The sequence below is a fragment of the Henriciella marina DSM 19595 genome (genome assembly GCF_000376805.1).
GTDB classification, from domain to species: Bacteria; Pseudomonadota; Alphaproteobacteria; order Caulobacterales; family Hyphomonadaceae; genus Henriciella; species Henriciella marina.
This window is the reverse complement of record NZ_AQXT01000002.1, coordinates 912667-927189: the sequence shown is the minus strand read 5'-3', so window position 1 is coordinate 927189 and position 14523 is coordinate 912667. Positions and strand designations below refer to the sequence as shown.

General features: G+C 59.8%; 12 protein-coding genes. 4 read left to right on the top strand and 8 right to left on the bottom strand.

Annotation, left to right across the window (positions count from 1 at the left end):
• The first annotated feature begins 60 nt into the window (after positions 1-60).
• Positions 61-2793: a M1 family metallopeptidase gene (locus tag F550_RS16865; RefSeq protein ID WP_018147364.1), complete on the top strand. Its 2733-nt coding sequence runs from the start codon at positions 61-63 to the stop codon at positions 2791-2793.
• Here the strand turns inward: F550_RS16865 and F550_RS0104640 are convergent.
• On the bottom strand, positions 2742-3962 hold the full coding sequence (locus tag F550_RS0104640; protein ID WP_018147363.1) for a CaiB/BaiF CoA transferase family protein: 1221 nt from the start codon (positions 3960-3962) through the stop codon (positions 2742-2744). The genes F550_RS16865 and F550_RS0104640 overlap by 52 nt on opposite strands.
• Positions 3963-4076: 114 nt before the next feature.
• Here F550_RS0104640 and F550_RS0104635 point away from each other — a divergent pair, with 114 nt between their 5' ends.
• Positions 4077-5249: a DUF2336 domain-containing protein gene (locus F550_RS0104635; protein ID WP_018147362.1), complete on the top strand. Its 1173-nt coding sequence runs from the start codon at positions 4077-4079 to the stop codon at positions 5247-5249.
• Here F550_RS0104635 and F550_RS0104630 read toward each other — a convergent pair.
• Complete coding sequence (locus F550_RS0104630; RefSeq protein WP_018147361.1) at positions 5246-5935, bottom strand: EAL domain-containing protein; 690 nt, start codon at positions 5933-5935, stop codon at positions 5246-5248. The genes F550_RS0104635 and F550_RS0104630 overlap by 4 nt on opposite strands.
• A 118-nt stretch (positions 5936-6053) precedes the next feature.
• Between F550_RS0104630 and F550_RS0104625 the strand changes: the two genes are divergently transcribed.
• The gene (locus F550_RS0104625) at positions 6054-6860 is read left to right on the top strand and encodes an NUDIX hydrolase (protein ID WP_018147360.1); all 807 of its coding nucleotides are present in this window, start codon (positions 6054-6056) and stop codon (positions 6858-6860) included.
• Here F550_RS0104625 and F550_RS0104620 read toward each other — a convergent pair whose 3' ends face one another.
• The 6 genes from F550_RS0104620 to F550_RS0104595 all read right to left on the bottom strand — a co-directional run bounded on the left by F550_RS0104620 (position 6861) and on the right by F550_RS0104595 (position 14036).
• Positions 6861-8126: an amidohydrolase family protein gene (locus tag F550_RS0104620; protein WP_018147359.1), complete on the bottom strand. Its 1266-nt coding sequence runs from the start codon at positions 8124-8126 to the stop codon at positions 6861-6863. It lies immediately after the preceding gene.
• A complete protein-coding gene (locus F550_RS0104615; RefSeq protein WP_018147358.1) occupies positions 8123-9553 on the bottom strand; it encodes an amidohydrolase in 1431 nt (476 codons plus the stop codon). The genes F550_RS0104620 and F550_RS0104615 overlap by 4 nt, the downstream gene beginning before the upstream one ends.
• A gap of 125 nt (positions 9554-9678) precedes the next feature.
• Entirely contained in the window at positions 9679-10584 is a 906-nt protein-coding gene (locus F550_RS0104610; RefSeq protein WP_026180566.1) for a hypothetical protein, read from the bottom strand.
• Between the two features lie 107 nt (positions 10585-10691).
• On the bottom strand, positions 10692-12689 hold the full coding sequence (gene parE, locus F550_RS0104605; protein ID WP_018147356.1) for a DNA topoisomerase IV subunit B: 1998 nt from the start codon (positions 12687-12689) through the stop codon (positions 10692-10694).
• Positions 12690-12808: 119 nt separating this feature from the next.
• Positions 12809-13471 (bottom strand): uracil-DNA glycosylase, encoded by a 663-nt coding sequence (locus F550_RS0104600; RefSeq protein WP_018147355.1) that lies wholly within the window; start codon positions 13469-13471, stop codon positions 12809-12811.
• On the bottom strand, positions 13458-14036 hold the full coding sequence (locus F550_RS0104595; RefSeq protein WP_018147354.1) for a LabA-like NYN domain-containing protein: 579 nt from the start codon (positions 14034-14036) through the stop codon (positions 13458-13460). The genes F550_RS0104600 and F550_RS0104595 overlap by 14 nt, the downstream gene beginning before the upstream one ends.
• Before the next feature lie 129 nt (positions 14037-14165).
• On the opposite strand from F550_RS0104595, the gene rpoZ reads away from it, so the two are divergent.
• Entirely contained in the window at positions 14166-14516 is a 351-nt protein-coding gene (gene rpoZ, locus F550_RS0104590; protein ID WP_018147353.1) for a DNA-directed RNA polymerase subunit omega, read from the top strand.
• The last annotated feature ends 7 nt before the right edge of the window (positions 14517-14523 follow it).

Here is a 14523-nt window from a genome sequence, read left to right as displayed (position 1 = left end):
CCGGGTGACGCAAGCGGTCCGGCGCTCTTATGGCTTAGAGAAGGTCATTAGGGTTTCTTCATGAAGCGTCTCTCTTTTCTTTGCTTCGCACTCGTTCTTGGCGTTGCCGCTTGCGGCCCGACGCCCCGCCAGAAGCAACCTGAACTCGCCGACCTCTATGAACGTGCTCCCCGGGGGCCGCTTCCCGGCGGTGTTCGCCCCACCGGCTATGATATCGACCTGACCATCGACCCTTCGAAAGCGCGCTTTGGCGGGACGGTCACGATCGACGTGGAATTTGACCAGCCTGCTGACGGCTTCTGGCTGCATGGTCAGGGCTTGGAAATACGAAGCCTTCGCGTATCGGGTGGCCTGCTGAGCGACGAAAAGGCGACATGGCGGGATGTCCTGAATTCGGGTGTTGCGTGGATCAATTTTCCGCGCCGAGTAAACCCGGGCAGCGTCCGGGTCGCTATCGACTACACCGCGCCTTTCGACGCCAATCTTGCGGGCCTTTTCAAAGTCGAGGAGCAGGGCGAATCCTACGCGCTGGCCAAATCAGAGAGCATTCAGGCCCGCCGGTTCATGCCCGGATTTGATGAGCCGAAATTCAAGGCGCCGTTCGACACGACACTGACCGTTCGTGTGGATGACCTCGCCATTGCGAACACACCGGTTGAGCGCGAAGAAATACTGGAAGATGAGGGGCTTAAACGGATCACGTTCAAGCAGACGCGGCCTTTGCCGACCTATCTTCTTTCGTTCGCTGTCGGTCCATTCGACGAGGTTGATGGACCGCCGCTTGCACCCAATGCCGTTCGTGACGTCTCAATTCCGCTGACCGGGTATACGCGGGCCGGCAAGGGGAATGAAATCTCCTACGCGCTGATGATGACAGAGCCGATGATCGCCTTCTTTGAAAGGGAACTCGGCGTACCATACCCATATGAGAAGCTCGATATCATTGCCGCGCCGCAATGGCTGAGCGGGGCCACGGAGCTTGCGGCGGCGATTACCTATCGTGAAAGCCGGATACTCTATGGTCCGTCCAGCGGCCCGGCCGCGCGCCGCGCGCTTCTCAACATCCACAGCCACGAGATCGCTCATATGTGGTTCGGCGATCTCGTCACGCCGCCCTGGTGGGATGATCTCTGGCTGAAAGAGGCGTTTTCGAGCTGGGCCACCGGTATCGTATTGTCCGATCTGGAGCCTGATGGTGGATACGAGCTGGATTCGGTGGCCGACAGCGTCGATGCGATGAGCCTCGATAGCTTGGCGAGTGCCCGCGCGGTTCGTGAACCGATCACGTTGAATGAAGATATCCGCAACGCCTACGACTCCATCACATATGACAAGGGCCTTGCGGTTATCGCGATGGTCGATTCCTATTTCGGCGCTGAGACATTCCGGCCTGCACTCGGCCGCTATATTGAGCGGTTCGAGGATGGCGTGGCCGACAGCCCGGATTTCTTCGAGATCATAGCACAGGAAACCAATGAGCCAGACCTGACCACGGCGTTTCGCAGCTTTGTCGAACAGTCCGGTCTGCCGGTCATTGATACGCGTCTGCAATGCCGCGAAGACCAGACCCCAGAGGTGTCCCTGTCGCAGAGCCGCTATCAGCCGCTCGGCAGCCCAATTGAGGAAAGCCGGCGCTGGACCGTGCCTTTCTGCATGATCGCGGCAAGTGGTGAGACGCGCGAGCGTGTCTGCACAATGATGAGCGATCAGCAGACCACGCTTTCGTTTGATGGGTTTGAGACCTGCCCAGACTGGATCATGCCAAATGCGGCGGGGGCCGGCTATTGGCGCTTTACCTTGCCAGAGGCCCAGTGGGCACTGCTGGCGGTTAATTTCGCGTCGCTTGAGCCCGGTGAAGCCATGGTTGCCATCGATAGTGCGCGGGCAAGTTTCCAGGCTGGAGGTCTTTCCTTGCCGACACTGATGGCGATTACGAATGCGGGTGCCCTGCATGCCGAACGCCAGGTCGTCGAAGAGGCGGTTCGCACCTATTCTGATCTCTACAGGGCGGCATCAGGCGACGAGGCAGCCCGCACCGGCATCGCGGCAGAAATTACTCGCGTTTTCCGCCCCCGTCTTGCAGCGATTGGGGACTCCGAACTGGAGCGCGACCAGATTATCGCCTCCCGTCTGGAGGCCTTTCTAGCTCGAAGCGGCAATGATGAAGAGCTAAGGTCCGAATTCGCCCGCGCGGCGAATGCCTATGTCGGGCTTCCCGTTCGCGGCGAGGTGCGCCCTCTGACGAGTGATGACTTTTCCACAGCGCTCGCAATCGGCCTGCAGGAAGGCGGAGAACCCTTCCTTGAGGCGATGATCGTCTCGCTTTCGGAGATTGACGACCCGACCTTTGAACAATCGGTCGCCTATGCGATTGGCCAGAACAATGATCCGGCGCTTCTACCGGTCATCCTGGATCTCTCCATGTCTGGAAAGCTTGGAACGCGAGAAACCTACTCGGTTATGTATGGACAGATGCGCCAGACCGAGACGCAGGTGGGTGCATGGCGATGGTTGCAGTCGAACTATCCTGAATTCGTCACCCGCATCCCAGGTCAAAGGCCGCGGTCAACACCCCGCATGGCGGCGGAGCTCTGCACGCCAGCCGCGATCAGTGAGCTTGATGCCCTCTTCGAGGAATATGGCGACCTCGCCCCCGGCTATGAGCGCGCGCTGGCCGAGGCGCGAGAGAGCATTCAGCTCTGCATCGCACTGGAGGCCGAACGGGGCGACGAGGTCCGCCGCTATTTTGCCGGGCTAGCCCCGTCGGAGACCGCCCCGGCTTCCAGCAACTGAGTGATCTCTGCTTCGGTCCGTCCGATCGAAGAGAGGATTTCGCGGCTGTGCTGCCCGAACTTTGGCGACGGCCCCTTAGGCCCATCATCGGCGCCCGGAAAGCGGACCGGTGAGGCGGGAGACTGAAAGGTCGAGCCGTCTCCGGCAGACGATGGCAGGTCGACAATGCCGCCCGCTGCATGCACCTGCGGGTCTTTTGCCGCTTCCGCCAGCGTCTGCACCGGCGCCCAGGCAATAGAGTGCTCATCAAGGCGTTTGGCTGCCTCATCGCGCGTCAGCGCGCCAAAGCCTTCATCCAGAATGCCGACGCATTCGGCATTGTTCTTCCGTCTGGCCTTGGCCGTTGAAAAGCGCTCATCCTCAATCAGGTCTTCGCGGCCGATGACACGGCAGATCGGGGCCCAGTCGGAATTACCCTGACGCGCCACAATGCAGAGCCAGTGTTCGTCGCTGGTGCGGAAGAAGTTCATGATCGGAACGATCTGCTCATGGCGCTGTTTGGTGGAGCCAAGCCGTCCGAAGAAGAGCTGGATCGCAAAATCAGAGCCGAGCGTGAAGAGCGCCGTGCGCAGGAGAGACGCTTCAACGAGCCTGCCCTTGCCGGTCTTGCCCGCTTCGACGAGCGCCGCGCAGATGCCAGCAGCCGCCGCGATACTGGTCGTATGATCGCCGAAAGCGGTGCGGCAGGGGAAGGGTTCCCCGCCCTTTGGAATGGTAGAGCGGGCAACGCCTGAGCGCGCCCAGAAGCTGGCGACATCAAAGCCCGGCTTGTCCGCATCAGGACCGTCGAGGCCATAGCCGGTCAGGCTGCAATAGACGAGCTTTGGATTGACGGCCTTCAGGCCCTCATAATCCAGACCGGAGCGAGACAGGCCGCCGGGGCGCACATTGGTCAGGAAAACGTCTGCAGTCTCTGCCAGCTCGCGCAGGATCTTGCGACCCTCTTCGGTTGTCGTGTCCAGCGCGATGGATTTCTTGCCGCGATTGTCGAAATCGAAGACCGGATTGTCCTGAATGTCGGTACCAATCGTTCGGAAGAAGTTGCGGATCGGGTCGCCGCCTGGGGGCTCGACCTTGATTACATCAGCGCCCCAGTCGCTGAGGATACTGCCTGCGCCAGGGGCTGCCATATAGGTGGCGTATTCGATAACGCGAATTCCTTCGAGCATGTCTTCTCCCAGATTTTCTCAGGTCTGCTGCCGGACCCATTGGTAAACCGGACATTAACCGGCATGATAGGATTGTCAGCAGATTGATTCCTTGGGTAAGGGAAGGCGCTATCAATGGGTATTGCAAGCATGCGGCCGCAATTGTCCGAACAGGACATTGAGCGGCTCATGAAGGGCGAGACACCGGACGAGCGGGCTGGCATTGCGCACAAGCTCTGCCGCCGGATTGCGACCGACCCTCTCACCGATATTGAGCGCACACACGCTGAGGAGATCATCGCGATCCTGGCTGAAGATGCGGCTGAACTTGTCCGCAAGACGCTTGCGGTTGCGCTTCGCAATTCGCCGAGGCTGCCGCGCAATGTTGCGCTTAAGCTTGCCCGCGACGTCGAGAGTGTGGCGCTGCCGGTCCTTCAGTATTCGCCGTCCCTCACTGACCAGGATCTCATTGAGCTCGTGCGCGCGGTGCAGGGGGCCAAACAGATTGCCATCGCCTCACGCGAACGCGTTGATTCAGAGCTCTGTGAGACGATTGCCGGCGAGGGCATAGCAGACGCAGTCTCGGCGCTCGCCCGCAATCGCGGCGCAAGCTGGAGCAACAAGGCGTTCGATCGCTCCATTGGCCGGTTTGGCGATGATGAGGGGGTGAAGACGGCCCTTATCGCGCGGGAGCATATTCCGGTACACATTGCTGAAAAGCTGGTCTCGCTGGTCTCAGGTCAGGCCTTCGACATGCTGGTCAACCGGCATGAACTTCCAGCTCAGCTTGCTATCGACCTAGCCTCCGGGGCGCGTGAACGCGCGACTGTGGACTTGGTGGAGCAGGCCGACCGCAGTCAGGATATGGGCTATTTCGTACATCAGCTGGACCTTAATGGCCGGCTTACAAACTCGCTGATCATGCGCGCGCTTTGCCTTGGGCAGATGAAGTTTGTCGAGCATGCCATGGCAGAGCTTGCTGGCGTGACGCATGGCAAGGCGTGGCTGATGATCCATGACGCTGGCCCACGCGGACTGGCGGCCATTTTCGACAGGGCGGGTCTGCCCCGCAAGCTGCTGCCAGCCTTCAAGGCTGCGGTGAATGTCTTTCACGAGACAGAGGTCGACGGCGGCCCGAACGACAAGGCGCGATTCCGCATGCGCATGATCGAACGCGTGCTGACGCAGTTCCAGGCCATCCCGAAGGGGGACCTCGACTATCTGCTCGAGAAGCTCGATTTCTATTCGGACCAGGCCAAGGCAATGGATGCCGCCCCGTCCGAGGCAGCGGCCCGCCGGGTCAGCTAGCCGTCGACACGCGGGGCACGCGCAAGCTCGATCCCGACGCTCGCCAGTTTTTCACCGTCGCGGTAGCGGGCGTTCTCTGCGATCACAGCCATGCCGCAGGCGCTGGCCGCTTCGATACGGTTGAGAAGATCGGCCTCGTTCCAGACTTTCAGCGCATCGATGCGGACGGAATCCAGAAGCAGGCGAAGGTGGGTGTCGAGCGGCGTGCACCATGAGCGGGTCGCATTCACGCCAACGCGGAAGCCCCGGCGGCGGAGCGCTTCAATGCTTTTCAGAATGTCGGATTTGGACTGGAACAGAGTTGCGTCCTCGACCTCGATACAGATTTCCTGTGGGCAGAGCTTGCTGCGCGCGGCGGCCGCTTCGCAGGCGATTGGCGTGTCAGGGTGCATCAGGGCGGCGATTGGCGCTTCGATGATGATCGGGCGGGCGGTGGCCTGCGGATTCTCGTTAGCCAGTCGTGCAACAGCTTCGACATGATGCGCAAGCCAGAGGGCCGGGCTGATCCTGTTGACGAAAAGGCTGTTGCCGCTGAATGAGACCCGGTCGTCGAACGAGAACTGCGTTTCGGCCACGAGGTTCACAATGTCACCGCTGGTCAGGTGAACAACCGGCGACAGCCTCAGCTCGTCTGAACCTGGAACGATCGATGGTTGAGCCGTTGAGCGTGTCCGAACCTGTTGCATGCAGCATCCCTGTCTGTGATTGTGTCTGAAAGAAACAATGACAGACGCTGGTTGAGATCACGCGGATCGAGATGAGTGGATTTTCAGCAAATTTGCTGGATTTGAGGGAGGACTTGTTATGACTGAGGCCGCGCCGAGACTTTCTGCAACTGTCCTTCTCGTGCGCGATGCGCCCGATCTCCAGGTCCTGATGGTAAAGCGCCACTATCAGATCGATTTTGCCGCTGGCGCGCTCGTCTTTCCAGGCGGCAAGACGAATGAAGAAGATGCTTCTGATGAATGGGACGCGCTCAGCGACGGGAGCTATGATGGCAAAGCCCGGACGGCCCGCGTCGCCGCGCTTCGCGAAGCCTTTGAAGAATCAGGAATAATCCTTGCCCGTCCGGCCAGTGCCCGAGGAAAAGACGCCCCTCTGGTCGGCGTTGATGTGGCCGATAAGATCGCGCCATTCAGGGAAGCGGTTGATCGGCGCGAGAAGAGCTTTGTTGAGCTGATCAAGGAAAATGATCTGATCCTGGCGCTCGATACGCTGGTTCATTTCGCCCACTGGATCACGCCGGACATGATGCCAAAGCGGTTCGACACGCATTTTTACCTTGCGCCGACCCCGCCGCAGCAGCTTGCAACGCATGATGGGCGCGAGACGACCGATGCAGTCTGGCTGTCGCCACAGCTGGCGCTCGACATGGAAGCGGCAGGCAAAGCGACCATTATCTTTCCGACCAAGATGAACCTCGCCAAGCTCGCCGAAGAACAGAGCGTGCCAACAGCGATGAACCGCTTTCAGGATGGCGGGGTTGTCACCGTGCTACCTGTCGTGGGGAAGGATGAAAACGGCAAACCATGCCTGCACATCCCGGCCGAAGCTGGTTATGTGCAGACAATAGAGCCGCTCGAAAAAATCGAGAATGTCGCCAAGCGCTGATCAGCGCCGATAGGCCAGGGGCCGCTCGCTTTCATCAAGATTGATATAGCGATCGCGGAGCTTGGTCTGACGGCTTTCCATCGATTGTTCTTCGCCATCGATGTAGACGCGTACAGGTGCGCTTCTGACGTCCAGGGGGTCGCCGTCCCAGATAACGATGTCACCGGCGCTGCCGGTTGTCAGGCGTCCGGCGCCCTCAATCCCGAAGATATCGGCTGGCACTGATGTGACAGCCCGCAGCGCATCCGTGTGATCGACACCGCTGCCAACGGCATTGCCTGCGCTTTGCAGAACGAGACGGGTTTGATGGCTGTTGTCATCGAAGTACGCAAAAGCCGTCGTGACACCAGCATCGATGAGCCGAGCGGCGTTCTGCTGTGTCGCCCCAAGCTGGGCAAAACTGCTCGGCAGGTTGTCATAAGGGTCGATGATGACGGGAATGTCCGCATCTGCGAGCGCGTCGGCGGCCATCCAGCCTTCCTGCGCACCGACGATCACGATCTCAAGGTTCGGATTATCCTGCTTCAGCGCAATGATCTGGCGAAGATCGCTCTCACGGCTGGCCGAGATCAACAGCAGCTGCTCGCCCCGTGCGGCCCGGGCGAGGGCTTGAGCATCAAGACGGCTCAAGACATCGCCTTCCTGGCTTGCGATATAGCGCGCCGGGAACGCGCGTGCATCGCCGAGCGCTGCGCGGAAGGTCGCCCATGCCGCCGGGCGAGACCCGCCTGCCAGACCCGCGCCGCCTTCACCAAGATTTACGAAGGTGAATGCGCGTTCCTTGACGATGGAGCCTGGCTCACCTGTCGTGGTCGCGATGAAGCCTTGCCCGCCGAAAAGGGAGGAACCGAGGCTGGGCGCCACGGCCATGTGGGTCACCCCTTCAATGCGCGTGACATCGATGACGGTGGATGCCGGATTGAACGCATCGCTCATGTCGAGAGATGCGCTGAACCCAGACTGCGCCGCCGCCGTGTCGTTTGTGGAGTCCTCTGCACCGACTTCGACGATACCCGTTCGGGTAAACGAGCTGAAGATGCCAGGGGTCACCCAGGCGCCATCGGCATCGACCGTATCGAGGCCGGACGGCACATTATCCTCATCGGCCCAGGCGACAACCAGCCCATCGCGGATGACGAGCGTGGCATTTTCACGAACCGTTTCGCCGTCAAAGAGGTTGGCATTCTGGATGACGAGGTTCTGCGCGGCCGCAGAAAGGGCGAGAACCGACGTGGAGGCGGCGATGGCTGCAATCTTGCGGATCATTTCACGTCTCCTTCACCGGGCTGGCCGAGTTCGAAATCAGTAACGGGCGTAAAGTCGGGACGGTCGAGGTCAAACATGAGCGCGCCATCGACATAGACCTTTTCGGCATTCGTAAAGGTGCTGAATGGGTCGCCATTCCACACAACCACGTCGGCATCCTTGCCAACCTCAAGCGAGCCCGTCTCGTCGAAAATGCCGAGCGAGCGGGCTGGATTGGCCGACAGCCAGGTCCAGGCATCGGCGTCGGAGATCTCGATCCCCGCGCGGCGGCCATCGGCAAGTGCCTTCGCGGCCTCCTGATTGAGCCGCTGGATGCCGATATCGCTGTCGGAATGAACGATGGCGCAGGCACCTGCCTGATGCACCAGCGGAATATTCTCACGAATGCCGTCATAGGCTTCCATCTTGAAGCCCCACCAGTCGGCCCACATGGACGAGCAGATATTCTCCTCGGCCAGACGGTCGGCAATCTTGTAGCTCTCGACCGCGTGGTGGAAGGAGGTGACCTTATAGCCAAATTCCTTCGACATATCGATCACCTGCGCCATTTCGTCGGCGCGGTAGCAGTGCATGTGGACGAGGATGTCGCCGTCGAGCACGCCGCTCAGCGTATCGAGCTCCAGATTGCGGGTCGGCATCTCGCCGCCATCTTCTTCCCAGGCCTGCCACTTCTTTTGATAGGCCTGCGCTTCGATCCATGAGCCGCGATAGCCCGCGACATTGCCCATACGTGAATAAGGCGCGCCGCCGGGAAAGCGGCCGCCGCCATAGCCGTAGACGCGTTTTGGGTTCTCACCGCACGCCATTTTTAGCGTGTAAGGCGCATCCGGAAACTTCATGCCCTGCACCGTGCGCGAAAGCACGTTTTTGATGGTGACCCCGCGCCCGCCAAAGAGGTTCGCAGACCCTGGAAGGATCTGCATCGAGGTGACACCGCCTGCCAGGGCGCGCGTAAAGCCGGGGTCCTGTGGCCAGATGCCGTGCTCAGCCCAGACCTCCGCCGTGACCGGACCGGAAATCTCGTTACCGTCGCTGTGGGCGGTGACACCCGGTGAGGCATAGACCCCAAGGTGGGAGTGGTTGTCGATAATGCCGGGAGTTACAAACTTGCCAGTTGCATCGATAATTTCGACATCGTCGCCAGCCTCAATATCTTCACCGATGCTGGCGATGTCGCCGTCCTGAAGCAGGACGTCGTAATTCTGGTGAATATTGCCAACACCGTCATAGACGGTGGCATTCTGCAGAAGGACAGGCCGCGATGGGTAAGGGGCGTATGTCGACGGATAAGGATTGCGATTGAACGCAGCTTCCTGTTCTTCGCCGGCCGCAGCCTTTTCCTCGTCAGTATCGGTATCACTATTGCCGCAAGCGGAAAGCAGTGCGGCGACGGACAGCGTTGCTGCCAGACGCATGGCAAACTTCATGTCAGCCCCTCAGCCAGATTTCAGTTGAGGTCATTGTGGACCGTTTGATCGGTCTTGCAATGGGTGACCCTACAGGGATTTGAAAAAATCTGCTCTGACTTGCAGCTATCGTGCGCCGGTCAGTATCAGGCGGATAAAGGCCGTGTGCAGGTGGGTCTTGAAAGGTCGAGAACGAAGCTCGCCGGGGTTGGCGATGTGTCTTCGCTGCGGTGCAGTTTCTTGAAGACACGGGCGAGCGCCGCCTTGCCTAACGTTGCAGGGACCACTCCGCCTGGTCGGCCGGGCCGCGCGCCAAATGATCGTCGAAGACGGCCGTTCGCATAGAGCGCATTGGCGCGAAGAAGGGCAGGCCAGGTCATGAACTCGCAGGAAAGAGAGACATTCATCATGTCGCCATTCTGGACCCTGTGTGGTGCATTCTGCGGCCATGAAAGGCCCATGCCCGGGGAGAGCTCGAACGTTGTTGCGCTGGCCTCAAACGTCTCCTGAAAGACCAGGCTTTCGTCACCTTCGCTGAGCGCAATGGCTTCAAGACGTTCTGTCGGCGCAAAGGGATCGGCCGCCGGATAGACGTGCAAGGTCTTGGTGCCTCGTATCTGCAGCAGAGCCACAAGCGGTATGTCGAGGTGATAGTGAACGTGAATGCCCGGCGAGGAGATCAGAACGCTCATATCGCGTTTGATCGCGCGTTGACCAATGCGGGCCTGCAAGCTGTCGTAAATGGAATTCGCCAGGCCGGAATAGTCAGCGACGAGATCGTTTGTGGCGCGAAGGTTCAGCCAGATGCGGCCATTTCGAACCGCCGCCAGGATATCTTCCCCAGACAGGCCGTCGGCTGTGCCCCGAACCGGTCTGTCTTCGCCTTCGCCATGATCACCAAACGTCCAGACGCCAAGCCGCTCGCGTGGATAGGCGTCAAGGAGGGCGGCCAGTGACGCGTCACAGAAGAGCGGCGAATGATCCAGGCTGTGATCTGCGCGCAGAAGATCTGCGCCAGCGTGCTGATCCAATACCTGCCAGTCTACACTCATGGTATGAAACCCGTTCCCGTCTGCGCTTCAGGCCGTAATATACTGTAACGGCGTGAAGAATCTGTTGTCGGGCGAGCAAGATTTGCGCCAGACGGGCGCGGGTAAGGTCAGACGTCCAGATCGGACGCGAACTTGGCATTGTCCTGGATGAACTTGAAACGATGCTCGGCCTTGCGGCCCATGAGTGTGTCGATGAGTTCAGCAGGCTTCAGCTCCGTCAGCTCATCGAGCGAATCCGGCAGCGTGATACGGGCCAGCGTGCGGGACGCCGGATCCATCGTCGTTTCTTTCAGCTGCGGTGCGTTCATCTCACCGAGACCCTTGAACCGGCCGATCTCGACTTTCTCGCTGTTCTTGAATTCCGAGGCGATCAGCTGCGCTTTCTGCTCATCATCCATCGCATAGACAGACTTGCCCTTGTGGCTCAGCCTGTAAAGGGGCGGCATGGCCATATAGAGCCGTCCAGCTTCGATAAGGCCCGGCGTCATCTGATAGAAGAAGGTGATGAGAAGCGACGCGATATGCGCACCGTCGACGTCAGCATCGGTCATGATGATCACGCGCTCATAGCGAAGGTCGTCGAGGGTGAATCGCGACTTCAGCCCCGTGCCAAGCGCCAGCATCAGGTCCGACAGTTCCTGGTTTTTCTCCAGCTTGTCCATGGACGCCGAGGCGACGTTCAGGATCTTGCCGCGCAGGGGCAGGATGGCCTGCGTCTTCCGGTTGCGAGCTGTCTTTGCGGTACCGCCAGCAGAGTCGCCTTCGACGATGAAGAGTTCTGTGTCGCCGGTATTGGCCGAGCAATCGGCCAGCTTGCCCGGCAGGCGCAGGCGGCGGGTCGCAGATTTGCGCGCAACTTCCTTGTCCTTGCGCCGCTTGGCCCGCTCATCGGCGCGTTCCATGGCCCAGTTGAGAAGCTTGTCGGCCTCTTTCGGGCTACCGGCCAGCCAGTGATCGAACCGGTCGCGCACCGCATTCTCGACCAGGCGAAACGCTGCCGCGGTCGAGAGCTTGTCCTTGGTCTGGCCGACGAATTCTGGTCCGCGGATGAACACAGACAGAAGGATGCCAGCATAGGACATGACATCATCGGCGGTGATCGCGGTCGCCTTTTTCTGGCCGGTCAGCTCGCCATAATTGCGAAGACCCTTGGTGATCGCAGAACGAAGGCCAGCTTCATGGGTGCCGCCATCCGGTGTCGGGATGGTGTTGCAGTAGGACCGCGAAAAGCCATCGGCCTCGCCAAACCCTGCCGCTGTCCAGGCGATCGCCCATTCGACTTTCCCTTCGTCGTTCTCGACGAGACCGGAAAAAGCTTCATTGGTGATCGTCGCCTTGCCCTTGAAGACCTCTTCCAGCTGGTCGGCGAGACCATTGGGATAGGAGAGGGTGGCTTCTGCGGGAATCTTGGAGTCCTCTGGCAGCAGCGACGGGTCGCAGCTCCAGCGCAATTCAACGCCGCGATAGAGATAGGCTTTCGAGCGCGCCATCTGGAACAGGCGCGAGGGCCGGAACTGAAGCTTGTCGCCGAAGATTTGGGTATCCGGGCGAAAGCGCACGCTGGTGCCGCGTCTGTTGGGCGCCGCGCCTTTCAGCTCAACGGGTGAAACGACCTGACCGCGTTCGAAGACCTGGACATAAAGTTTGCGGTCACGGGCAACTTCCACTTCGACGCGCTCGGAAAGCGCATTGACCACCGAGATACCAACGCCGTGCAGACCGCCCGCGGTCGCATACGCCTTGTCGGAGAACTTGCCGCCCGCATGGAGCGTGCACATGATCACTTCGAGGGCGGACTTGTCAGGGAACTTAGGGTGGGGATCGACCGGGATACCGCGGCCATTATCTGTAACAGTCAGAAAGCCATCGGCCGCGAGCGAAACTTCGATACGGCTGGCATGGCCGGCCACGGCTTCATCCATGGCGTTATCGAGCACCTCGGCGAAGAGGTGGTGGTAAGACCGTTCATCGGTGCCACCAATATACATGCCGGGCCGTTTGCGAACGGGCTCCAGACCTTCGAGAACCTCGATGTCCTTTGCCGAATAGCCGGATGTATCTGGAGTCATGTCGTCGAACAGTTGCGCCTGATTTGAAGCTGCCATGACCACCTCGTCTAGAACGAATCAGACCGATCATACGAGGGCGAACCTCAGCTCTCCTAGCCCTCATGCATGATTAGCTGTTGAAGGATCGCAATCTGCTGCCGCGGCGTCAGATGAGTTTAGCGGCCGAGGAGCTCATTGGCGCGGCTGAAGACATCCTCGAACATCGCCGCCGTCAGGCGCCCCGTATTCGTATTATAACGGGAGCAATGATAGCTTGAGAGAAGGATCCGGTCGCCCGGCAGGGCATATTCGGTACCGTGACCAAAAGGATGGTCCTTCACCTTGAGGTCAAAGGCGCGCAGCGTTGAATCGTGCGCAATCTTGCCCAGGCAGAGTAGGACGCGTGCGTCTGGCAGGGCGTCGATACGGGCCATGAGGTAATTGCGGCAGGTGTTCACTTCGGTGCCGACAGGCTTGTTCTTGGGGGGCACGCAGCGCACCGCATTGGTGATCATCGCCTCTTTCAGCTCAAGCCCATCATCAGCGCGCGCCTGATATTCGCCCTCAGTATATCCGAACTTGCCGAGCGTCGCGTAGAGCAGGTCGCCAGCCCAGTCGCCCGTGAACGGCCTGCCAGTCTTGTTCGCTCCGGTCACGCCAGGCGCCAGTCCGATGACCAGCAGTTTTGCGGATTTGTCGCCAAAGGAAGGGACCGGTGCATTGAACCAGCCAGGATGCTCCAGACGATTTTTTGAGCGATAGGCGACCAGCCGGGGGCAAAGGTCGCAATTGGTCGGGGCCTCGGGCGGATAGATGGTCTGATGCTCAGTCATCGTCATGCGTCGCATAGGCGCTGGTCTTCTCGGAATTGCCACTGCGCGGACGCGCGATCAGGTCCGACAGTTCTTCCAGGTCGATAAAGACGTCGGCCTCGCGGCGCAGCTCGTCGCCGACCGTCTGGGGCTGGGACTTTACTGAGGACACAAGCGTGACCCGGCAGCCTTTGGCTTTCACGGTCTCAACCAGGCGCCGGAAGTCGGCATCGCCTGCAAAGAAAACGACGTGTTCGACGGTGCCGGCGGCCTCCATCATGTCGACTGCAATTTCAACGTTCATGTTCCCGCGTGCGCGGCGCCGGCCTTCACGGTCGGTGAATTCGCGCGCAGGCTTGTGGATGACATTGTAGCCATTGTAGCTCAGCCAGTCGACGAGCGGGCGAACAGGGCTGTATTCGTCGCCCTCAAGGATCGTCGTGTAATAGTTCGCCCGCAGGAGACGCCCGCGATTGCGGAACTCGATCAACAGTTTTCGGAAGTCGATTTCGACATCAAGAGCGCGCGTTGTGGAATAGAGGCTTGCTCCGTCAATGAACAGCATCAGCCGTTCGTCTTTATAAAAGGCCATTTATCTGCCAGTATTCAGGATCTTAATTAAATGCCGACAGGCTAGCTGGCCACTGCACTCTGCGCAAGGGACGGGTTGTAACGACCTGCTGCAGCGCATATAAAGACCGGCTATCAGGAGATTTCCCATATGGCACGAGTAACAGTCGAAGACTGCATTGAGCAGGTCCCGAACCGTTTTGACCTGATCCTTCTGGCGGCGCAGCGCGCGCGCATGATCCGCGAAGGCTCACCTATCACGGTTGACCGCGACAATGACAAGGATCCTGTGATCTCCCTGCGCGAGATTGCTGATCGCTCCGTCAGTCTCGATGTGGTTCGCGAAGGTCTGATTGCTGGCCTCCAGGAAGTTCGTCCGGGCGAAGAAGAAGAGCGCGAAGCCGATCGCGCCGCTCTGGAAACGGCACCTGCTGCGACCGAAGAAGACGTGATGCGCGCCTACCAGGCCGAACTGGAGTCGGGCCGCGACGACCGGTTCTAGTCTGCCG